At 68.2% G+C, this 20,793-nt stretch carries 17 protein-coding genes; 9 read left to right on the plus strand and 8 right to left on the minus strand.

What is annotated here, in order from left to right; all coding sequences use genetic code 11:
- Window positions 1-33: 33 nt before the first annotated feature.
- From DDE23_RS12705 to dusA, 5 genes are all read right to left on the minus strand, one after another.
- A complete protein-coding gene (locus tag DDE23_RS12705) occupies window positions 34-582 on the minus strand; it encodes a peroxiredoxin (RefSeq protein WP_107752116.1) in 549 nt (182 codons plus the stop codon).
- Window positions 583-737: 155 nt separating this feature from the next.
- Complete coding sequence (locus DDE23_RS12710) at window positions 738-1,922, minus strand: vWA domain-containing protein (RefSeq protein ID WP_107752117.1); 1,185 nt, start codon at window positions 1,920-1,922, stop codon at window positions 738-740.
- A complete protein-coding gene (locus DDE23_RS25315; RefSeq protein ID WP_170121850.1) occupies window positions 1,922-2,086 on the minus strand; it encodes a hypothetical protein in 165 nt (54 codons plus the stop codon). The genes DDE23_RS12710 and DDE23_RS25315 overlap by 1 nt, the downstream gene beginning before the upstream one ends.
- A gap of 22 nt (window positions 2,087-2,108) precedes the next feature.
- The gene (locus DDE23_RS12715) at window positions 2,109-3,488 is read right to left on the minus strand and encodes a DUF2927 domain-containing protein (protein ID WP_107752118.1); all 1,380 of its coding nucleotides are present in this window, start codon (window positions 3,486-3,488) and stop codon (window positions 2,109-2,111) included.
- Complete coding sequence (dusA, locus tag DDE23_RS12720; RefSeq protein ID WP_238149983.1) at window positions 3,485-4,429, minus strand: tRNA dihydrouridine(20/20a) synthase DusA; 945 nt, start codon at window positions 4,427-4,429, stop codon at window positions 3,485-3,487. The genes DDE23_RS12715 and dusA overlap by 4 nt, the downstream gene beginning before the upstream one ends.
- A 216-nt stretch (window positions 4,430-4,645) precedes the next feature.
- On the opposite strand from dusA, the gene hemE reads away from it, so the two are divergent.
- On the plus strand, window positions 4,646-5,689 hold the full coding sequence (gene hemE / locus DDE23_RS12725; protein ID WP_107752120.1) for a uroporphyrinogen decarboxylase: 1,044 nt from the start codon (window positions 4,646-4,648) through the stop codon (window positions 5,687-5,689).
- A gap of 93 nt (window positions 5,690-5,782) precedes the next feature.
- Here the strand turns inward: hemE and DDE23_RS12730 are convergent, their stop codons facing one another.
- Entirely contained in the window at window positions 5,783-6,616 is an 834-nt protein-coding gene (locus tag DDE23_RS12730; protein WP_157958019.1) for an MBL fold metallo-hydrolase, read from the minus strand.
- 126 nt (window positions 6,617-6,742) lie between these two features.
- On the opposite strand from DDE23_RS12730, the gene DDE23_RS24880 reads away from it, so the two are divergent.
- Both DDE23_RS24880 and DDE23_RS12745 read left to right on the plus strand, forming a co-directional pair.
- Window positions 6,743-7,519: a helix-turn-helix domain-containing protein gene (locus DDE23_RS24880; protein WP_170121851.1), complete on the plus strand. Its 777-nt coding sequence runs from the start codon at window positions 6,743-6,745 to the stop codon at window positions 7,517-7,519.
- 80 nt (window positions 7,520-7,599) lie between these two features.
- Window positions 7,600-7,935 carry a carboxymuconolactone decarboxylase family protein gene (locus DDE23_RS12745; RefSeq protein ID WP_170121852.1) on the plus strand — a complete coding sequence of 112 codons (336 nt, stop codon included), beginning with the start codon at window positions 7,600-7,602 and terminating at the stop codon, window positions 7,933-7,935.
- 18 nt (window positions 7,936-7,953) lie between these two features.
- Here the strand turns inward: DDE23_RS12745 and ppk2 are convergent, their stop codons facing one another.
- Window positions 7,954-8,859 carry a polyphosphate kinase 2 gene (gene ppk2, locus DDE23_RS12750; RefSeq protein ID WP_107752123.1) on the minus strand — a complete coding sequence of 302 codons (906 nt, stop codon included), beginning with the start codon at window positions 8,857-8,859 and terminating at the stop codon, window positions 7,954-7,956.
- A 393-nt stretch (window positions 8,860-9,252) separates the two neighbouring features.
- Between ppk2 and DDE23_RS12755 the strand changes: the two genes are divergently transcribed.
- The 6 genes from DDE23_RS12755 to DDE23_RS12780 all read left to right on the plus strand — a co-directional run bounded on the left by DDE23_RS12755 (window position 9,253) and on the right by DDE23_RS12780 (window position 18,736).
- Complete coding sequence (locus tag DDE23_RS12755) at window positions 9,253-9,702, plus strand: TadE/TadG family type IV pilus assembly protein (protein WP_133239558.1); 450 nt, start codon at window positions 9,253-9,255, stop codon at window positions 9,700-9,702.
- 3 nt (window positions 9,703-9,705) lie between these two features.
- Entirely contained in the window at window positions 9,706-11,241 is a 1,536-nt protein-coding gene (locus tag DDE23_RS12760; RefSeq protein ID WP_107752125.1) for a pilus assembly protein TadG-related protein, read from the plus strand.
- A 166-nt stretch (window positions 11,242-11,407) separates the two neighbouring features.
- Entirely contained in the window at window positions 11,408-12,979 is a 1,572-nt protein-coding gene (locus DDE23_RS12765; RefSeq protein WP_107752126.1) for a Re/Si-specific NAD(P)(+) transhydrogenase subunit alpha, read from the plus strand.
- A gap of 13 nt (window positions 12,980-12,992) precedes the next feature.
- Window positions 12,993-14,432, plus strand: coding sequence for an NAD(P)(+) transhydrogenase (Re/Si-specific) subunit beta (locus tag DDE23_RS12770; protein ID WP_107752127.1), 1,440 nt, complete (start codon window positions 12,993-12,995; stop codon window positions 14,430-14,432).
- Window positions 14,433-14,958: 526 nt separating this feature from the next.
- Window positions 14,959-17,874, plus strand: a complete 2,916-nt coding sequence (locus tag DDE23_RS12775; protein WP_107752128.1) for an Rne/Rng family ribonuclease — start codon at window positions 14,959-14,961, stop codon at window positions 17,872-17,874.
- A 115-nt stretch (window positions 17,875-17,989) separates the two neighbouring features.
- Window positions 17,990-18,736 (plus strand): cytochrome c biogenesis CcdA family protein, encoded by a 747-nt coding sequence (locus DDE23_RS12780; RefSeq protein WP_107752129.1) that lies wholly within the window; start codon window positions 17,990-17,992, stop codon window positions 18,734-18,736.
- 135 nt (window positions 18,737-18,871) lie between these two features.
- Here the strand turns inward: DDE23_RS12780 and DDE23_RS12785 are convergent, their stop codons facing one another.
- A complete protein-coding gene (locus DDE23_RS12785) occupies window positions 18,872-20,656 on the minus strand; it encodes an ABC transporter ATP-binding protein (protein ID WP_107752130.1) in 1,785 nt (594 codons plus the stop codon).
- Window positions 20,657-20,793 lie beyond the last annotated feature (137 nt).

Below are 20,793 nucleotides of genomic sequence, written 5' to 3' on the forward strand. Positions count from 1 at the left end.
GCGGACCGGCCCTTTCAGCAGATGCAGTCAGGGTCAGGCCGCCTGTTCCTTGTTGGCGTCGACCAGCCAGTTCAGCACGGTCTCGGGCGAGGAGACACCGTAAGGGTCTTCGCCGTGGTTGTCGCAGAGCCCCGGCTCTTCGAACCAGGCCTCGACCACGCCGTCATTGACCACGGCGGCATAGCGCCAGGACCGCAGGCCGAAGCCCAGGTTGTCCTTGCGCACCAGCATGCCCATGCGGCGGGTGAATTCGCCCGAGCCATCGGGGATGACCTGCACATTCGTCAGGCCCTGGGCCTTGGCCCATTGGTTCATGACGAAGCTGTCGTTAACCGACATGCAATAGATCGCGTCGATCCCCTGCGCGGCGAAATCGGCGAAGCCGTTCTCGAAGCCGGGCAGCTGGTAGGTCGAGCAGGTCGGCGTGAAGGCGCCGGGCAGCGAGAACAGCACGACGCGCTTGCCGGCGAAGTAATCCGCCGTGGTCACGTCCTGCCAGCGGAACGGGTTCGGGCCGCCGATGCTGTCATCGCGGACGCGGGTGTGGAAGGTCACCTCGGGAAGCCGGTATCCGGTTTTCATGATGTTGTTTTCCTTGAGGGTTCACGGGAATCGGACCGCAATGGCCCTTGTGCCCCGTCTCGCCAAATCATCGCGATTGTGCAACCGCAAAATCGTCGCATGCCGCGTTGCGGCGCGGGCCTCGGCGGGGATGACGGGAAAAGCGGCGGGCCTGCCTAGCGGCCCAGCATCCGCATGCCCTCGGTCAGGCCTTCCAGCGTCATCGGCACCATCTGCTCTTCGAAGATCTCGTTGATGAGGCGGATGGAATGCGAATGGGTCCAGTATTGCCGGGGCGTCGGGTTGATCCAGAGGTGATGCGCCCAATGCTCGCGCGCCCGGGCCAGCCAGGCGGCGCCGGATTCGTCGTTCCAATGCTCGTTGGCGCCACCCGCGTGCATCACCTCATAGGGCGACATATTGGCGTCGCCGACGAAGATGCATTTGTAATCAGGGCCATAGGTGCGCAGAACCTCCCAGGTCGGGGTGCGGGCGTCCCAGCGGCGGTGGTTGTCCTTCCAGACGAATTCGTAAAGGCAATTGTGGAAGTAGAAATGTTCGAGGTGCTTGAACTCGGCCCGGGCGGCGCTGAACAGTTCCTCGACCACCTTGACATAGGGATCCATCGAGCCGCCCACGTCCAGAAACAGCAGCACTTTCACCGCGTTGCGGCGTTCGGGCCGGGTCTTCACGTCCAGCCAGCCCTGTTCGGCCGTGGCGCGGATCGTGCCGTCCAGATCCAGCTCCTGATCGGCGCCGTCGCGCGCCCAGTTGCGCAGCCGCTTCAGCGCCACCTTGATGTTGCGGGTGCCGAGTTCGACGGAATCGTCGAGGTTGCGGAACTCGCGCTTGTCCCAGACCTTGACCGCGCGGCCGTTGCGGCCCTCTTTCTGGCCCACGCGCACCCCCTCGGGGTTGTAGCCATAGGCGCCGAAGGGCGAGGTTCCGGCGGTGCCGATCCACTTGTTGCCACCCTGATGGCGGCCCTTTTGTTCCTCAAGCCGCTGGCGCAGCGTCTCCATCAGCTTGTCGAAACCGCCCAAGGCCTCGATCTGCGCGCGCTCTTCCTCGGTGAGGTGCTTTTCGGCCATCTTGGTCAGCCAGTCGTCGGGCAGGTCGATGGCATCCAGCACCGCCTCGGGTGTCAGCGCCTCCAGCCCCTTGAAGGCGGCGGCGAAGGCGCGGTCGAACCGGTCGATGTGCTTCTCGTCCTTCACCATCGTGGTGCGGGCGAGGTAATAGAACCCCTCAGGGTCGAATTGCGCCAACCCCGCCTTCAGCGCTTCCAGAAAGCCCAGATATTCCCGCAAGGTGACGGGGACGGCATGCTGGCGGAGCTGATCGAGGAAGGGGCGAAACATCAGGCGATCCAGTCGATCCCCACGGCAAGCGCGGTGGCGACCAGCGCGCCGATGATGCCCCAGACCGCCGCGTATTGCGCGATGTCGAAGCCCGAGCCGCCGTGACGGCGGGCCGAGAGCCCGCCCCAGAGCGCGCCGATGACGATACCCGCGATAATGACCATGATTGCCTCTGTTCCGGCGCCCTTACAAGCGGGCCAGACGCTGGGCCGCATTGCCGATCCGGGCGATTTCTTCATATCGGGCCTGCGCTGCAGCCTCGGAACCGAAGCCATAACGCGCGGCGGGCATCGAGTCGAGCCTCAGCCGGTCGCCTTCGGCCGTGTTGCCCAGCTGCGTCTCGGCCTCCGAGCGGATGAAACCCAGCGAGGCGAGGAAGGCCGCGTTCTCGGTCCGCTCGGCATAGGGGCGGGCCTGTTCGGTCAGATCCAGCGCCATCTGCGTCTGGCCGGTGGCCAGCGCCTGCACCGCCAGATGCATGTCGATATGCGCGGCATGAACCTCGCCGCCCGGGGTGCGACGATAGATCTCGGCCGCGGTCAGCAGCTGGTCCAGCGCCGATTCCCCCCGGTCGCGCGGCGCGAGGCGGGCGTTCAGCATCAGGCTCAGCGCCAGCCGCGTGTCGGTCCAGCCCTGCGCCCGGGCCATGGCCAGCGCCTGCTCGGCCCCCTCGCGGCGCTGCATCAGCCCGCCGTCCGAGGACAGCGCCTGTTCGATCGCCAGCTGCCAGGCGCGCGGCGTCTCGCCCGCGGGCGTGCCGCCCCGGCCGCGCCCGCCCGGGTTCAGCCGGTTGAAGAGCGTGGGCAGCCGCGCCGCCACCTGCTCGCGCGTCATGCCGGGGGTCAGTTCGGGCGCGTTCCAGACCCGCAGGATCAGCATGTCGAAGCCGGTCAGCGTGGTCTGGAAATTGTCGTCGTTGAAGATCGAATCCGCCAGCCGGAACAGGTCGTTGAGCGGGCCCAGCGCCTGGCCGATCTCCTCGTGCAGGCAGTCGCGGATCTCTTGCGGGGTGGTGTCGTCGGGGATGAAGACCGCGGCACTGGTGCGCTGCACCACGTGGGTCCAGTCGATCGACAGGCTGCGGCGGTTGGCCACGAAGTCCTGCCAGGTGGTGACGTTGGGCACCACGAAACAGGCGGCCGCCGGGACCACGGCCTGCATCTGCCGCCGCGGCAGGAATTCCACGGTGATGGTGTTCGCGCCTTCGGGCGCGGTCGGCGCGCGGGCGATGTCGATCGCGGCCTCGGCGTTCAGGCGCCCGATCAGCCGGTCGAGGTCGGCCACCGCCGTCGCGGGCAGGGCGCCGCGGGTGACCACGGTGACCGGCCCGTCAAAGCGCGAAAAGGCCGGGATCGCCCGCCCGCTCTCCATGGCGAAACCGAGTTCGAGGAAATCGGCGACCATCTCCTGGTTCGAGCGGCCGGGCGCCAGCGGATCGACCGCGCCCGGCCGATAGATCGCCATGGGCTGCGCGGCGCCGACGTTGGATTGCAGCCGCGCCACTTCGGTCGTCGGCACGCAAGCGGTCAGGGCGATCCCTGCCAGGGCGATGAGCGGGGCCTTCATGCCGCTTGCCTTTCCATGAGTCCGGCGACCAACGCCCGGTAATCGCTGAGGGTTCCGTTCGGCATCTCGCTCAGCGCCCGCCGCCAGTGCCGCGCGCCGGGTTGCCCGGCGAAAAGCCCCAGCAGGTGCCGCGTCACGCCGATCAGCCGCCCGCCGCGTTGCAGATGGGCGGCGATCACGTCCTCCATCCCGGCCGCGACCTCCAGCGGATCAGCCTCGGGCGCGGTGTCGCCGTAGATCAGGCGATCCGCCGGGCCCAGGATCTCGGCCGGGCGGTGATAGGCGGCGCGCCCGATCATCACCCCGGCAAAGCCCCGCGCCAGCAGCGCCCGGGCCTCGTCCAGCGTGCCGATCCCGCCGTTGACGCAGATCGTGAGGTCGGGGAATTCCGGGATCATCCGCGCCACCAGATCGTAGTCGAGCGGCGGCACCTCGCGGTTTTCCTTGGGCGAGAGGCCCTGCAGCCAGGCCTTCCGCGCATGCACGGTGACGCGGCGGATGCCCGCCTCCCGCGCCGCCTGCAGGAGGGCGGGCAGCGCCTCTTCCGGGTTCTGGTCATCGACGCCGATGCGGCATTTGACGGTGACCTCGACCGCGCTCGCCGCGCGCATCGCCGCCAGACACTCGCCGACCAGCCCGGGCGTATTCATCAGCACGGCGCCGAAACAGCCCGATTGCACCCGGTCCGAGGGGCAGCCGACATTAAGGTTGATCTCGCTGTAACCAGCGTCTGCCCCTAGCCGTGTGGCCTCGGCCAGTTCCGCGGGGTCCGAGCCGCCCAGTTGCAGCGCCACCGGCTGCTCGGCGGGGTCGAATCGCAGCAGGTGCAGCGCGCCCCCCCGGACCAGCGCCGCCGAGGTCACCATTTCCGTGTAAAGCAGGGCATGCCGCGACAGCCGCCGGTGGAACTGGCGGCAGGCGGAATCGGTCCAGTCGAGCATGGGCGCGACGGAAAGGCGCCAGGCGGGGGGAGTCGTCACTCAATCACCGGTCTTGATGTGCCGGGAAGCATAGCCGAGCCCGGCGGCGAGGTCCACAAAGCCCGGGCGCCCGTCGCGCCGCCTCGCGGATCTTTGCGCGGCCCGGCTGCGACCGTCGCGCTCCTTGACATCGCGCCGCCCGCGCCCCATCCCGGCCGAAACTCAGGAGGAACGCCCGTGACCGACGCATCCGCCCCGACCAAGACGATCCTGCGCGCGCTGAAGGGCGAGACCCAGGCCGTCCCGCCCGTCTGGATGATGCGCCAGGCCGGGCGCTATCTGCCGGAATACCGCGCGACCCGGGCGCAGGCGGGGGATTTCCTGTCCTTGTGCTACAATCCCGAGCTTGCGGCCGAAGTCACCCTGCAGCCGATCCGCCGCTATGGGTTCGATGCGGCGATCCTCTTTGCCGATATCCTGCTGATCGGCCAGGCGCTGGGGGTGAAGCTCTGGTTCGCCGAGGGCGAGGGCCCGCGGATGGAGACGGTGACCGATGCCGCGGGCGTCGCCGCCCTGCGCCCGGCGGCCGAAGTGCACGAGACGCTGGCCCCGATCTACGAGACGCTGAAGATCCTGACCGGCGCATTGCCGCGCGAGACGACGCTGATCGGCTTCGCTGGCGCCCCCTGGACCGTTGCCACCTATCTGGTGGCCGGTCGCGGCACCAAGGATCAGGGCCCGGCGCATGACTTCATCGCCCGCGACCGCGACGGATTTGCGGCGCTTATCTCGGTGCTCGAGGCGGCGACGGTCGAATATCTCTCGGCCCAGGTCGAAGCCGGGGCCGAGGTGGTCAAGCTCTTCGACAGCTGGGCCGGCAGCCTCAGGGGACAGGATTTCGACGATTTCGCCCTGGCGCCCACCAGGCGCATCATTGCCGCCTTGAAGGCCCGCCACCCCGGCCTGCCGGTCATCGCCTTCCCGCGCGAGGCGGGCGAGCGCTACATCGGCTTCGCCCGGGCGACGGGGGCCGATTGCGTGGCGCTCGACAATTCGGTCAGCGCCGATTGGGCGGCCGCGCATGTGCAGAAGGACGGCTGCGTGCAGGGCAACCTCGCGCCGCATCACATGGTCGAGGGCGGCCCGGCCCTGACCGCCGAGACGAAGCGCATCGTCCAGACCTTCTCGCAGGGTCCGCATATCTTCAACCTCGGCCACGGCATCACGCCCGACGCCAACCCCGACAACGTGCAGCGGATGATCGACGCGATCCGCGGCTGATTTCATTCTGCGGCAAATACGCAGGGGGGTTCTCAGGGGGAGCCTGCTCCCCCTGAGCGGGGGGTGCGGGGGGCCGGCCCCCCGCTTCCTCCTTCACGGCCGCTCCAGCCGATAACCGCTGCCATCCCGCACCGCGACATGGAAGGCCGGGCGCAGATAATGCCCGCCGGTGAACAGCGCGCCATCGGTGGCCAGCTCGTCCAGCAGCCGCTTGCGGGTCACCCGGGCGCGGTCCATGTCCATGTCGAAGGCGATGCCGATCTCGGGGTCGATGGCCTGCAGCGCGGGCGCGTGGATGATGTCGCCGCCATGGATCAGCTGGGCCCGCCCGCTCGACAGCCGCCAGCCGCCGTGCCCCGGGGTGTGGCCGTCCAGCGGCAGGGCGGTCAGGCCGGGCGCGATCGCGTCCTCGGGCCCGATCAGCCGCAGCCGGTCGCCATAGGCCGCCAGCACCGCCCGGGCCAGCTGCGCCCAGCCCGGGATCGGATCGGGCAGGGGGGCGGTCTGGCTCTCGTCCGACCAGAACCCATGTTCATCGCGGCGCACCACCAGCTCGGCGCGGGGGAAGACCGCCGCGCCTTCGGCCGAGATCATGCCGGCGATATGGTCAGGGTGCAGATGGGTGGCGAAGAGCACATCGACATCCTCGGGCGCGACACCCGCCTCGGCCATCGCCTCGGGCAGGAAGCCGCAGGTCGGCCCGAACAGGTTCCGCGGCCCCGCGTCGCACAGCACCGTCCGACCGCCATTGCGGATCAGCACCGCGTTGAAATTGGTGGCGATCTTGTCGATGCCCTGCCGCTCCAGCAGCGCGGTGATATGCTCGGGCCGGGTGGCGGGGAACAAGGCTGCGCCGAAATCGGTGCTGCCATCGGTCAGGATGGTGACGTCGGCCTCGCCGATGGTGCGGGTTGCGATACGGCTCATGGGGTCCTCCTCTGTTCGGGGCCAAGCTAGCATGGCGTGGCAAACGGGCAACCGCCGCGTGGCCGTTTCGGCGGGCGTCGCAGGCGCCGCTTGTGGCAAATGCTGCGGTGCAGTAATTCGGAGATCATGGAACATGACCCCGATCTCGTCGCCGCCTTCGCCGCGCTTGCGCATCCGCAGCGGCTGGCCGTGGTGCGGCTCTTGATGCGGCATTACCCGCGCCGGGTGGCGGCGGGAGAGATCGGGGCGGTGCTGGGGCTGAAACCCTCGACCCTTTCGGGCTATCTGGCGCAGTTGCAGGAGGCGGGGCTCATCACGCAGGAGCGTCGGGCGACCTCGCTCCTCTATGCCGCCTCGGTCGAGGGGGCGACGGCGCTGAACGAGGGCTGGATCGGCGCGCTTTGCGGCGGGCGCGGCTGGCCGGGCGCCGGGGCGCCGGGCAAGCGGGTGCGCAACGTGCTGTTCCTGGGGCAGGGCAATGCCGGACCCTCGCTGATGGCCGAGGCCCTGTTGCGCGCCGCGGCGGGCGAGGCGATCGAGGCGTTTTCCGCCGGGCTGAGCCCCGCGGCCGAGGTCGACGCGGCGCTGATCGCCTTTCTGGCCGAGCGCGGGCATGACACCGGTCCCCTCTGGGCCAAGCCGCTGGGCACCTGGCTGGGTGAGGGGGCGCCACCCTTCGATATCGTCGTGACGCTGGGCGACCGTGCCGCCTCGCGCGCCCCGGACTGGAGCGGCGCACCGCATCGGGCCGCCTGGCGGCTCGCCCCCGGGCAGAGCCTCGAGGCGCTGCACGGTGATCTGGCGCAGCGCATCGCGGCGCTGGCGCGGCTCGACCTGGCGGTGACGCCGCCCGGCCGGGTGCAGGACGTGCTCGACGCGATGGCCGAGCCGGTCGCGGCCTAGGCCGCCCGATTGACCTGAATCAAGGAGGGGGGCTTCGGGACATGGCATCCCGTGCTGACGCATGCACGAAAGGGAATGTCATGGACTCCAAAGCCGATCTCGCCGCCATCAAGCACCGCTCGCGGGCGCTGATCCAGGCGGTCAACGCGCCGATGAAGGGCTTTGGCCAGCTCAGCGCCGCGGTGAAGGAGCCGGGCGCGCTGACGACCAAGGAAAAGGAGTTCGTGGCCATCGGCATCGCCGTGGTGCAGGGCTGCGACGATTGCGTGGCCTTCCACATCGAGGTGTTGCAGAAACTCGGCGCCAACCGCGAGGAATTCGCCGAGGTGCTGGGCATGTGCCTGCAGATGGGCGGCGGCCCGGTGGTGATGAACGCGGGCCGCGCGCTGGCGGTCTGGGACCAGCTGGCGGCCTGAGGGCCGCCCGCCGTCGCCCTAGAGATCAGTGTGTTTCATCACATGCCGGGCGTGGCCGACGATCAGCGGATCGGGCTGGCCGACGATCTCGGGATCCTTGCCGGGATAGTCCAGCGAGGCCAGGAAATGCTTCATGCAATTGAGCCGCGCGCGTTTCTTGTCCTTGGATTTGACAATGGTCCAGGGCGCATCGGCGGTGTCGGTGTAGAAGAACATCGCCTCCTTGGCGGCGGTGTATTCGTCCCACAGATCCAGCGAGGCCTTGTCGATGGGCGAGAGTTTCCAGCGTTTCAGCGGATCGGTCTCGCGTTCCAGGAACCGGCGGCGCTGTTCGTCGGGCGTGACCGAGAACCAGTATTTGTACAGCCGGATCCCCGAGCGGACCAGCATCCGTTCCAGATCCGGCGCCTGGCGCATGAATTCGAGGTATTCCTCGGGCGTGCAGAAGCCCATGACCCGCTCGACCCCGGCGCGATTGTACCAGGACCGGTCATAGAAGACCATTTCGCCCGCGGTCGGCAGATGGGCGATGTAGCGCTGGAAATACCATTGCCCGCGCTCGGCCTCGGAGGGTTTGTTCAGCGCCACGACCCGGGCGAAGCGCGGGTTCAGATGTTCGGTGAAGCGCTTGATCGTACCGCCCTTGCCCGCGGCATCGCGCCCCTCGAAGAGGATGACGAATTTCTGCCCGGTCTCCTGCGCCCAGAGCTGGACCTTCAGCAGTTCCGCCTGAAGCCTGGCCTTCTCCACCTCGTAGGGGCGGCGGGCCAGACGGTGGGGATAGGGGTAATGCGTGCTCTCGAACGCGGCCTGCAGCGCGGCGCCGGTGAGCGGCGGCGCGGGCCGGGGTGCGGACGCCGGGGCGGCAGCGGGTGCCGGTTGCGGGGTCACGGGAAGGGGCGGCGGGGCGGCTTGATCGTCCATGCGAGGCTCCGAGTGAGGCGGTTCGGGAGGATCATACCATCCCCGGGTTTCCGGCGCCTTGATCTTGTGCACCCCCCACACTGGGGTGATTCGGCGGGATGCACGGTCAGAGAGGCGCGGTGATCTGACGTTTGATGAGTGTTCACGAAAATGTGATCCGTGGCAGATTCCTGGCTGGAAAAAGGCGAAAAAATGGCACCAAGAGACGGTTAATCAAAGATAAATTTGAAATTCATGACATTGCGCTAAAAACCGGCTCAGACTTTCTGATTTAAACTGCGACATAGAGAAGTCCGGCCTCCTGTGCGGCGACCCTGGCGGCGAGAGTTCTCTTGCCAGTTGAGCGATCGGGGCGCAGCCTTGTGTCATGTGACAGTCAAAATGGTGAAGATCATGCGTTATCCACTCTCTCTCGAACCGGTGCTCCGCGCCTGGAGACGTGAAGAAAGCGGCGCGGTCACCGTTGAATTCGTGATCCTTTTGCCGTTCATGATCGGCCTTCTGGGCCTGATCGCCGCGGCCAGCCTGTACCTGGCGCTTGCGAGCGATGTGCAGCAACTTTCCTACGAACTGGCCCGCGCCTCGCTCCCTGAGGCGCAGGCGACCGAAACCGAGGCGGAATGCGATGACCTCGGCGCCCGATGGGTGCCGACGCTGGCCGCCAACCTGCCGATGCTCGATGCCGACCGGGTGCTGGACGTGACCTGCCAGCAGGACCCCGCCAACGACCTCCTCCAGGTGACCGTCAATTACGACACACGCGGCACGCTGGCGGCGATCCTCGGAGGGCTGATCGGGATGGAGTTCCACTCGTTCCGGCGCAGTTCCTTCATCAGGTGGTAAGGAATGCCTGATAGCCCGGCCGCCCGTTCGGAAAAGGGGGCGGTGTCCGTCTTGTTCATGATCCTGCTGCCGGTGCTGTTGCTGGCAGGGGGGCTGGCCATCGACGTCACCGCCCTGAATGCCGAACGCCGCTATGTGCAGGCGCAGGCCGATCTGGCGGCGCTGGCGGCGGCCCGGCATCTGACGGGCGCGGCTGAATCCCGCCAGGCCGCGCGGCAGACGGTGGCCGGCAACCGGGTGTTCGTGGCCTCGCCGCTTGCCGATTCCGATATCGTCTTCGGCGTGCTGAGCGGCGCCGATTTCATCCCGACCGCCGATCAGTCCAGCACGCAGGGCGCCGATGCCGTCCGCGTCGTGGTCGAAGCCCCGGCGCAGATGTACCTGCTCGATCTGTTCTTCCCGCTCGAGGACAGGGTCGTCCGGCGCGAGGCCGTCGCGGCGATCGAGCGGCCGCGCGTCAGCTTCTCGCTGGGCAATTGCCTGGCCGAACTCTCGCTTCTGGGAACCCTGCTGCGGCCCTATCTCGGGGTGCAGACCGATGTGCTGTGCAGCGGGCGCGGGGTCGATACGCAGGTTTCGCTGCCGGGTGTGCTGGAGGCCAGTGCGGCGCTGCTCACCCCCTCGGGCGAGCCCTTCACCTATGGCGATGTGCTGGATGCCGACCTGTCGGCGGGCGCGCTGCTGTCCACGATCACCGGGCTCCCGCAGCAACTGGGCCTTGGCCCCAGCGTGCAGCTGGGGCAGGCGCTGCAGCTGCCCGACTCGGTGCGACGGCTGCATGTCGGCGCGCCGATCGGGGCGGCCTCGATCCAGCAGGCCGATCTGGTCTTCGCCATCGCCGAACTGATGGCCGAGCGCGTGGCCTCGGTCGATGTGGGCCTGCACCTGGGCGAGCAGCAGGTCGGCGCCGTGGTGCGGGTCGGCGATTCGCGCCAGATGGTGATCAACGTGATCCCCGGCAGCCCCGAGGCCCGGGCCAGCACGGCGCAGATCCGGGTCGATCTGAACACGATCCGCCTGCTGGGCCTGCTTGACCTCAATATCAGCCTGCGCGTGGCCAGCGCCGAGGCGGTGCTGACCGACCAGGGCGACGCCTGCGCCACTGATCCTCTGGCGGTGGTCGCCGATTTCCAGCCGATCGACGCGCGGCTGGTCGATATCGACCTGTCGATGCGGCTGACGGGGCTTGTGGGCGCGCTGGTGCCGCTGGAACTGAGCACCGACGGGATGCGCGACGTCACGCGCACCGGCTTTGGCTTCACCCGCGCGCGCTATGAAACCGAGCCGCGGGTCACCTTCTCGCCCTCCGAGGGCGTGGTTGCCAACCTGTTGTCGGTGCTGAACAGCCTGACGCTGGGGGTCTATGGCCACAATCTGCCGCGTCTGCCGCTGGGGGGCTCGCTGCTGGGTCAGCAGACCTCGCTCCTGGAGGCGGGGGAAGAGGTGCTGCTGGACCTGCTGGGCCTCGATCTGGCGCGGGCCGAGCTGGAACTCCTCGACCTGTCCTGCCCCTCGCCGAACCCCTGGCTGGTGCGCTGACGGGCGGGCAGGCGAGGCGCCCGAACGATTGCCACCGTTGCCGGCATCACGCATGCCGAAGGTGTTAGCGCGCGCACGTTCTTGTGAAATAATCTTGCGCGGGTTATTCAGCGCCCGACGACCAGACGGGCGGCGCCTCGCCCGGCCCTTGCAACGGAGGACCAACGTGAAGATCGGGGCACCGAAAGAGATATTCCCGGGTGAAAACCGGGTCGCCATGACGCCGGACTCGGCGCTGCAACTGCAAAAGCTTGGCCATAGCTGCGTGATCGAGACCGGGGCGGGTGCCGCCTCGGGCTTCGAGGATGCCGCCTATGCCGCCGCGGGCGTGGAAATCGTCCCCTCGGCCGACGCCCTCTTCGCCGCTGCCGATGTGGTGGTGAAAGTGCGCGAGGCCACGGCCGAGGAAATGGGCCGTCTGCGCCCCGACCAGACGCTGATCGCCTTCTTCTGGCCCGCGCAGAACGCGGAAATGCTGGAACTGGCCAAGGAAAAGGGCGCCACCGTCGTCGCCATGGACATGGTGCCGCGCATCAGCCGTGCGCAGAAGATGGACGCGCTGTCGTCGATGGCCAACATCGCCGGCTACCGCGCGGTGATCGAGGCCGGCAACAACTTCGGCCGCTTCTTCACCGGGCAGGTGACGGCCGCGGGCAAGGTGCCGCCGGCCAAGGTGCTGGTGGTCGGCGCCGGTGTCGCGGGTCTGGCGGCCATCGGCACCTCGACCTCGCTCGGTGCCATCACGCTCGCGTTCGACGTGCGGCCGGAAGTGGCCGAGCAGATCGAATCGATGGGCGCCGAATTCGTCTATCTCGATTTCGCCGAGGCCCAGCAGGACGGCGCCGCCACCGGCGGCTATGCCGCGCCCTCGAGCCCGGAATTCCGCGAGGCCCAGCTGAAGAAATTCCGCGAACTGGCGCCCGAGGTCGATATCGTCATCACCACCGCCCTGATCCCCGGCCGTCCGGCGCCCAAGCTCTGGACCGAGGACATGGTGGCGATGATGAAGCGCGGCTCGGTCATCGTCGACCTTGCGGCCGAGCGCGGCGGCAATTGCGACCTGACGGTCAAGGACCAGAAGATCGTGACGCCGAACGGCGTGACCATCGTCGGCTACACCGACTTCCCCAGCCGGATGGGCACCCAGGCCTCGACGCTTTATGCCAACAATATCCGGCACATGATCTTCGATCTGACGCCGGGCAAGGATGGCGTCATCAACCACAACATGGAGGATGACGTGATCCGCGGCGCGACGGTCGCCAAGGACGGCGCCATCACCTTCCCGCCGCCGCCGCCCAAGATCCAGGCCATCGCCGCCGTCAAGCGCGAGAAGCCGAAGGAGCTGACGCCGGAAGAGAAACGCGCCCAGGAAGTCGCCGCTTTCAAGGCGCAGACCAAGCAGCAGGTCACGCTGCTGGCGGTGGGCGGGGGGCTTTTGCTGCTGGCCGGGGCCTTTGCGCCCGCCAGCTTCATGGCGCATTTCATCGTCTTCGTGCTGGCGGTTTACGTCGGCTTCCAGGTCATCTGGAATGTCAGTCATTCGCTGCACACCCCGCTCATGGCGATCACCAACGCGATCTCCTCGATCATCATCCTCGGCGCGCTGATGCAGATCGGCTCGGGCAGCTGGCTGGTGATGATCCTCGCGGCGCTTTCGGTCCTGATGGCCGGCGTCAACATTTTCGGTGGCTTCATGGTCACGCGGCGCATGCTCGCCATGTTCCAGAAGTCGTAAGGAGCGGTTCACAATGGCTTATGGTTTCACGACCGCCGCTTACGTCGTCGCGGCCGTTCTCTTCATCCAGTCGCTGGGCGGGCTCTCGGGCCAGGAAAGCGCCAAGCGCGCCGTCTGGTACGGCATTGTCGGCATGGCCCTGGCCGTCGTCGCCACTCTCATGGGGCCGGGCGCCGGTAACTGGGCGGTCTCGCTGGTCATGATCGCCATCGGCGGCGCCGGTGGCTGGGTCGTCGCCCAGCGCGTGCAGATGACCGAGATGCCGCAGCTGGTCGCGGCGATGCACTCGCTGGTCGGCCTCGCGGCCGTCTTCATCGGTTACAACGGCCATATCGAGATGGTCCGCGTGGCCGGTCTGCACGACGATCCCGCCGCGCTGGCCGCGCTGTCCGGCTTTGCCGCGACGGTGGCCCACAAGACCGCGGCCGAGATTGCGGTCCTGAAGATCGAGGTCTTCCTCGGCGTCTTCATCGGGGCGGTGACCTTCACCGGCTCGGTCATCGCCTATGGCAAACTGGCGGGCAAGGTCGACGGCAAGGCCAACAAGCTGCCCGGCGGACACATGCTGAACGCGGGCGCGGCGCTGATCTCGCTGATCCTGCTGGTGCTCTATTTCCAGGGCGCGGGCACCTGGGCGCTGCTTCTGATGACGCTGGCCGCCTTCTTCATCGGCTATCACCTCATCATGGGCATCGGCGGCGCCGACATGCCGGTCGTGGTGTCGATGCTGAACAGCTATTCCGGCTGGGCGGCGGCGGCGATCGGCTTCTCTCTGTCGAACGATCTGCTGATCGTGGTAGGGGCGCTGGTCGGCTCGTCCGGGGCGATCCTGTCCTACATCATGTGCAAGGCCATGAACCGCAGCTTCATCTCGGTCATCCTGGGCGGCTTCGGCGGCACCACGGGCCCGGCGATGGAGATCACCGGCGAGCAGATCGCCATCGACGCCGACGGCGTGGCGGCGGCGCTGAACGAGGCCGACTCGGTGGTAATCGTCCCGGGCTACGGCATGGCGGTGGCGCAGGCCCAGCAATCGGTCAGCGAGTTGACCCGCAAGCTGCGCGCCAAGGGCAAGAACGTCCGCTTCGCCATCCACCCGGTGGCGGGCCGTCTGCCGGGGCACATGAACGTGCTGCTGGCCGAGGCCAAGGTGCCCTATGACATCGTGCTGGAAATGGACGAGATCAACGACGACTTCCCGGAAACGGATGTGGTCATCGTCATCGGCTCCAATGACATCGTGAACCCCGCGGCGCAGGAAGATCCGAACTCGCCCATCGCCGGGATGCCGGTGCTGGAGGTCTGGAAGGCGAAACAGGTCTTCGTGTCGAAGCGTGGCCAGGGCACCGGCTATTCCGGGATCGAGAACCCGCTGTTCTACAAAGAGAATACGCGGATGTTCTACGGCGACGCCAAGAAGTCGATCGACCAGCTTCTGCCGATGATCGAGTGATTGACCGGCACTGAGAGACAGGGAACGGGGGGCCAGGCGCCCCCCGTTTTCTTTTGCCCGCCGAAGGTCGCCCGCCGGCCCGCAGCGTGGATTTCTTGCGGTGAAGGGGCAGGGCGCAGGGCTTTCCTTTCGTCCCCATTGCTTCACCCGCGCATTTTCCCATTGAACAGGAGGGGTCTCAGCCCCTATGTTTACCGGGCACGGTGTTTGCGTACCGTTGCACGACATTCACGGCCCGGGTCTCCCTGTTCGGTGAGAAGCGGGCGGGATCGGCCCTCAAAGCCGTAGGAACGCCTGGTCTGGTTCAAGCCGATCGGGTCTGTCATGGACGCGGCGCTCCGGCGCGCGCGTCGGAGCCTGTAACCGCGATGCCATGGGGCGCATCAGTTAGGATCGAGACCGGGACGCGCGAAGGCGTCTCCCGCCGTCCGCCTGCGCCCGGGCTCGCCCACACATTCCCCCCAGCTTCCGTGCCGCGCGGCCCTTCGGGACCGGGCGCACCGCCTCTGGGGGCGAGAAAGATACCATGGGAAAGAAACTACTCATTGATGCCACGCATGCGGAGGAAACCCGCGTCGTGGTCCTGGACGGCAACAAGGTCGAGGAATTCGATTTCGAGACCATCCACAAGCGCCAGCTTGCCGGCAACATCTACCTCGCCAAGGTAACCCGCGTCGAACCCTCGCTGCAGGCGGCCTTCGTCGATTACGGCGGCAACCGCCACGGTTTCCTCGCCTTCGCCGAGATCCACCCCGATTACTACCAGATCCCCGTCGCCGACCGCCGCGCCCTGATCGAGGAAGAGCGCGCTCTGGCCCGCGATCAGGAAGAGGAAGGCAACCGCCGCGCCCGCAAGCGCCGTGACCATGCCCCCGCCGCCGAGGAACAGGCGACCGAGGAGCAGGGCGCCGACGAGGCCAGTGCCGCGGTCGAGGCCGCCGACACCGCCAGCATCGAGCCGGTCAACGGCATGGATGCCGAGGGCGTTGCCGAAGCGCCCGCCGCCGAAGCGCCCGCCGTGGCGGAGGACGCACCGCGCGGCCGTCGCAAGCGTGCCCAGGCTGCCGAGGACGACAGCGCCGCGGAAACCACCGCGACTGACGCGCCCGCGCCCCAGGCCGCCCAGGCTGAAGGGATGGAGCATCGCACCTATGGCGCGATGGATATCGTCGAGCTGGGCGAGGACGAGACCGCCGACGGTCCCGAAGTCGCCACTTCGCGCTCGGATGACGAGGAAGAGCCCTACAGCGCCCGCGACCATGCCTCCGACATCGACAGCGAGATCGAATCGGTCGCCGACGAGGATGTCTCGGACGAGGTGCGCCCGCCGCGCCGGACCCGCGGCCGCCGCTACAAGATCCAGGAAGTCATCAAGGTCCGGCAGATCATGCTGGTCCAGGTCGTGAAGGAAGAGCGTGGCAACAAGGGCGCCGCGCTGACCACCTATCTGTCGCTCGCCGGCCGCTATTGCGTGCTGATGCCGAACACGGCGCGGGGTGGTGGCATCAGCCGCAAGATCACCAACGCCGCCGACCGCAAGAAGCTCAAGGACATCGCGTCCGAATTCGACGTGCCCGATGGCGCGGGCCTCATCATCCGCACGGCCGGTGCCAACCGCACCAAGCCCGAGATCAAGCGCGATTATGAATACCTGTTCCGCCTGTGGGAGCAGATCCGCGACCTGACGCTGAAGAGCATCGCACCCGCGCCGATCTATGAAGAGGGCAACCTCATCAAGCGCTCGATCCGCGATCTCTACAACAAGGACATCGACGAGGTTCTGGTCGAGGGCGAGGGCGGTTACCGCACCGCCAAGGACTTCATGAAGATGATCATGCCGTCCCACGCCAAGAATGTGCAGCTCTACACCGAGCAGATGCCGCTCTTCGCGCGCTTCCAGGTGGAAAGCTATCTGGGGTCGATGTTCAACCCGACCGTGCAGCTGAAGTCGGGCGGCTATATCGTCATCGGCGTGACCGAGGCGCTGGTTGCCATTGACGTGAACTCGGGCAAGTCGACGCGTGAAGGCTCCATCGAGGACACGGCGCTGAAGACCAACCTCGAAGCCGCCGACGAGATCGCCCGCCAGCTGCGCCTGCGCGACCTGGCCGGTCTGATCGTCATCGACTTCATCGACATGGAAGAGCGCAAGAACAACGCCTCGGTCGAGAAGCGCCTGAAAGAGGCCCTGCGCAACGACCGCGCGCGGATCCAGGTCGGCCGCATCTCGGGCTTCGGCCTGATGGAGATGTCGCGCCAGCGCCTGCGCCCCGGCATGATCGAGGCGACGACGCAACCCTGCCCGCATTGCCACGGCACGGGTCTGATCCGGTCCGACAATTCGCTGGCCCTGCAGATCCTGCGGGCGCTGGAAGAAGAGGGCACGCGCAACCGCTCGAAAGAGGTGCTGGTCAAGGCGCCGATCGGGATCGTCAACTACCTCTTCAACTCGAAGCGCGAGCATCTGGCGCAGATCGAGCAGCGCTATGGCATGGCGATCCGGCTGGAAGCCGATCCCTCGCTGATCTCGCCCGATTACGTGATCGAGAAGTTCAAGACCGCGACCCGGATCGTGCAGATCCCGGCGACGCCGGTGATCTCGCTCGACGCGCAGACCATGCATGACGTGGACGACGATCTGGCCGACGAGTTCGAGGACGAGACCGAGGTCGAGGCCGAAGCCGAGGCCGAGGCGCCCGAAGCGGCGGCCGAGCCCAAGGGCGAGAACGGCGAAAACGGCGAGGGCGGCAAGCGCAAGCGCCGTCGGCGTCGGCGTCGTCGGGGCGGCAAGGATGGCGAAGCCCGGGGCGATGCTTCGGATGCCGAGGGTGACGAGGGTGACGAAGGCGAGGCCGATGCGGCCGAGACCGAGGCGGAGGCCGTCGAGGCCCCGGCCGAGGCGCCAGCGGAAGCCGCGGCCGAGGTGGTGACCGAGGAGGCGGCCGAGCCCGCCGCCGAGGAAAAGCCCGCCCGCAAGCGCCGCAGCCGCAAGCCGAAGGCCGGTGAGGAAGGTGCGGAAGCGCCCGCCGAGGCCCCGGCCGAAGCCCCCGCGGCCGAAGCGCCTGCTGCCGAGGCTCCGGCCGAGGAAGCGCCCGCCAAGCCCAAGCGGACCCGCGCCCGCCGCAAGACCAAGGCCGAGCTGGCCGCCGAGGCGGAAGCCGCCGCCGCGCCCGCGGTTCCGGCCGAGGCGCCCGTCGAAACGCCTGTCGAGACGCCTGTTGAAACGCCCGTCGAGGCGCCGCAGCAGACCCCCGACGAAGCGCCCGTCGAGGCCCCGGTGGAAGCCCCGGTCGAGACGCCCGCCGAGGCTCCGGTCGAGACCCCGGTCGAGGTTCCGGCCGAACAGACCGCCGCGGCACCCGAGGCGCCCGCTCCGGCGGCCGAGACCACTACCGATCCCTCGCGGCCGCGCCGCGCGGGCTGGTGGTCGCGCAAGAGCTGATCCCGGGATGCCGGGGCCCTGCGCCCCGGTGTCGCAGTGATGGAAACGTGAGCCGCGCCCCCCGTGACGAACGGGGGGCGCGTCGCTATCAGGGACCGACCAAAGGAGCCTGCCGATGTTCGGGATCGACCTTTTCGACGCTGCCCTGATGCCGTCCCTGTTCGTGGCGCTGCTGGCGGGGCTGTTGTCGTTCCTCAGCCCCTGCGTGCTGCCCATCGTGCCGCCCTATCTGGCCTATATGTCCGGCATCTCGATGCGCGAACTGACCGAGAGCCGGGGCCTCAGCCCTGCCACGGTGCCGGCGCTGTTCTTCGTCATGGGGCTGAGCACGGTCTTCCTGTTCCTGGGCTTCACCGCCTCGTCGCTTGGGCGGCTGTTCCTGGCCTACCGACAGGAATTCGCCATGGCGGCGGGCGTGGTGGTCATCGTCATGGGCCTGCATTTCCTCGGCCTCTTCCGGCTGGGTTTCCTGATGCGCGAGGCCCGGTTCGAGGGCGGCAAGGGCGGCTCGGCTTTCGGCGCCTATGTGCTGGGGCTGGCCTTCGCCTTCGGCTGGACGCCCTGCATCGGCCCGATCCTCGGCACGATCATCACTCTCGCCGCGGCCGAGGATTCGGTGGCGCAAGGCACGGCGCTGCTGGCGGCCTATGCCGTGGGCCTGGGCCTGCCCTTCCTGCTGGCGGCGATCTTCATCACCCGCTCCATGCGGTTGATGAACCGGCTGAAACCCTGGATGGGCTGGATCGAGAAGGCAATGGGCGTGCTGCTGGTGGTGGTCGGCGTGGCGCTGATTACCGGCTGGATGGCCGATTTCTCGTTCTGGCTGCTCGAGGTCTTCCCGGCGCTGGGTCGGATCGGCTGATCCTGCGGGCGATGCTTTCCGGGTGCGTGGCGCGGGCCTTTCTCCATAGTCGCGCCCCCGGGGTCGCTTTCAGAGAGGCCGAGCCCCCGGGGATAATCATGAAAGACAGAGGGGCGGCCCCGCAGGGCCACAGCCTTAATCCCTGAACTGCAGCGCATGCAGGCGCGCATAGGCGCCGTCCCGGGCCAGCAGCGTCTCGTGATCGCCTTCCTCGACGACCTTGCCCGCCTCCATCACCACGATCTTGTCGGCATGGCGGATGGTGGAAAGCCGGTGCGCGATGACCAGCGTGGTGCGCCCGGCGCTGAGCTTGTCCAGCGCCTCCTGCACCAGTGCCTCGGAGCGCGCGTCCAGCGCCGAGGTCGCTTCGTCCAGCAAGAGGATCGGCGACTCGCGCAGCAGCGCCCGGGCGATCGCCACCCGCTGCCGCTGCCCGCCCGACAGCGCCGAGCCGCGCGGGCCGACCCGGGTGTCGAGCCCCTCGGTCAGCGAGGGCAGGAATTCATCGACATGCGCCGCGGCGATGGCCTGCGGCAGCCGGGCCTCGGCCCCCGCCGGCGCGCCCATCAGCACGTTGTCGCGCAGCGTCTCGTCAAAGAGCGCGCTGTCCTGCGCAACCACGCTGAACAGGTCCCGCAGCCCCCGCAGGTCCATGCGCGAGACATCCTCGCCGCCGATCGTCACCCGGCCCGATTGCGGATCGGCAAGGCGCGTGAGCAGCGTGAAGACCGTCGATTTCCCCGCGCCCGAGGGGCCGACCAGCGCCGTGGTCTTGCCCGCCTCGGCGGTGAAGGAGAGCGCGCGCAGCACCGGCTCGCTGTCATAAGCGAAGGTCACGCCCTCGAAACGGATCGTCTCGGCCCCCTTGGCGGGCAGGGGGGCGAGCGGGCCCTCGGGCTGCGAGATGCGGGGCTTTTCGTCCAGCAGCCGGTGGATCCGCTCCAGCGAGGCCAGCACGTTCTGCCAGGCGCCCGACATCGTGCCGAGGCGGCGCAGCGGTTCGAACAGAAGGGCGATGGCGGCGACGAAGGTCATGAACTCGCCGACCGTGCGGTCACCGGCGACGATCTGCGCCCCGGCGAAGGTCAGCACCAGCGTGAAGCCCAGCGCCGCCACCAGATCCGACATCGACCCCATCGCCGCCTGACCCGCCGCCACCCGCACCCGGGCCTTGACGAAGCGCGAGAGCACGCGCGACAGGCGGTCGCCCTCGCTGGTCTCGATGCCGGTGCGCTGGATGGTCTGCACGCCGTGGAAGATCTCGTCCAGCCGTGTCGAGGCCGCGGCCGAGGCGTCGCGCGCCCGGACCCCCATGTCGCGCACCACCCGTTGCAGGAAGCCCGCGGGCAGCACCAGAAGCGGCACGCCGACCAGCGCCACCAGCGTCCAGACCCAGTCGGTCCAGAGCGCGACGCCAAGGAGCGCCACGATCGACACGGCATCACGGGCGACGCCGGGCAGGATGCGCTCGAAGACCGCGTTCAGTTCCACGGTGTCGCCCCTGACCCGGTCGATCAGATGGCCCGGCGGGTGCGTGTGGTGGAAGGATTGGTCGAGGCCCATCAGATGCAGGGTCAGCTGACGCTGCAGCCCCGCGCCGACCTTCTCGGCCACCTGCGCCATGATCGTTCGGTAGACGAGCGAGGTGGTGGCCCTGAGGATGAAGGTGGCCCCGAACCCGAGCGCCACCCATTTCACCAGATCGCCCCGGCCCGCGACCAGCACCTGGTCGAACATCGGCTTGAGAAGCGCCGAAAGCGCCCCCGCCATGGCGCCGTCGATGGTCATGCAGACGATGGCGACCGACATGAGCGGCATCCAGCGTCGGGCATGGTTGGCCCAGAACCAGCGGGCAAGGGCACGGTCATGCGCGCGGCTGCGCTGCGGCGTGGGCGGGATCGGATCGGGGGAGGAGGACATGGCGCGCCGGTCTTGCAAGGGCTCGCGGCTCTATAGCGCGGAACGGCGGCGGGGGGAACCTCGGGTTTCCGGGGCGGCGCCGGGGGGGGGCCCTGTGTGGGGCATTGCTGGGGGTGTGGGATCACGGGGGGTTATGC

Source organism: Pararhodobacter aggregans (genome assembly GCF_003075525.1).
GTDB classification, from domain to species: Bacteria; Pseudomonadota; Alphaproteobacteria; order Rhodobacterales; family Rhodobacteraceae; genus Pararhodobacter; species Pararhodobacter aggregans.

Excerpts from the sequence above, each read along its gene's own strand:
- DDE23_RS12705 (WP_107752116.1), bottom strand. The coding sequence starts at position 582 with ATGAAAACCGGATACCGGCTTCCCGAGGTGACCTTCCACACCCGCGTC.
- DDE23_RS12710 (WP_107752117.1), bottom strand. The coding sequence starts at position 1,922 with ATGTTTCGCCCCTTCCTCGATCAGCTCCGCCAGCATGCCGTCCCCGTC.
- DDE23_RS25315 (WP_170121850.1), bottom strand. The coding sequence starts at position 2,086 with ATGGTCATTATCGCGGGTATCGTCATCGGCGCGCTCTGGGGCGGGCTC.
- DDE23_RS12715 (WP_107752118.1), bottom strand. The coding sequence starts at position 3,488 with ATGAAGGCCCCGCTCATCGCCCTGGCAGGGATCGCCCTGACCGCTTGC.
- dusA (WP_238149983.1), bottom strand. The coding sequence starts at position 4,429 with ATGCTCGACTGGACCGATTCCGCCTGCCGCCAGTTCCACCGGCGGCTG.
- DDE23_RS12730 (WP_157958019.1), bottom strand. The coding sequence starts at position 6,616 with ATGAGCCGTATCGCAACCCGCACCATCGGCGAGGCCGACGTCACCATC.
- DDE23_RS24880 (WP_170121851.1), top strand. The coding sequence starts at position 6,743 with ATGGAACATGACCCCGATCTCGTCGCCGCCTTCGCCGCGCTTGCGCAT.
- DDE23_RS12745 (WP_170121852.1), top strand. The coding sequence starts at position 7,600 with ATGGACTCCAAAGCCGATCTCGCCGCCATCAAGCACCGCTCGCGGGCG.
- ppk2 (WP_107752123.1), bottom strand. The coding sequence starts at position 8,859 with ATGGACGATCAAGCCGCCCCGCCGCCCCTTCCCGTGACCCCGCAACCG.
- DDE23_RS12755 (WP_133239558.1), top strand. The coding sequence starts at position 9,253 with ATGCGTTATCCACTCTCTCTCGAACCGGTGCTCCGCGCCTGGAGACGT.
- DDE23_RS12760 (WP_107752125.1), top strand. The coding sequence starts at position 9,706 with ATGCCTGATAGCCCGGCCGCCCGTTCGGAAAAGGGGGCGGTGTCCGTC.
- DDE23_RS12770 (WP_107752127.1), top strand. The coding sequence starts at position 12,993 with ATGGCTTATGGTTTCACGACCGCCGCTTACGTCGTCGCGGCCGTTCTC.
- DDE23_RS12775 (WP_107752128.1), top strand. The coding sequence starts at position 14,959 with ATGGGAAAGAAACTACTCATTGATGCCACGCATGCGGAGGAAACCCGC.
- DDE23_RS12780 (WP_107752129.1), top strand. The coding sequence starts at position 17,990 with ATGTTCGGGATCGACCTTTTCGACGCTGCCCTGATGCCGTCCCTGTTC.
- DDE23_RS12785 (WP_107752130.1), bottom strand. The coding sequence starts at position 20,656 with ATGTCCTCCTCCCCCGATCCGATCCCGCCCACGCCGCAGCGCAGCCGC.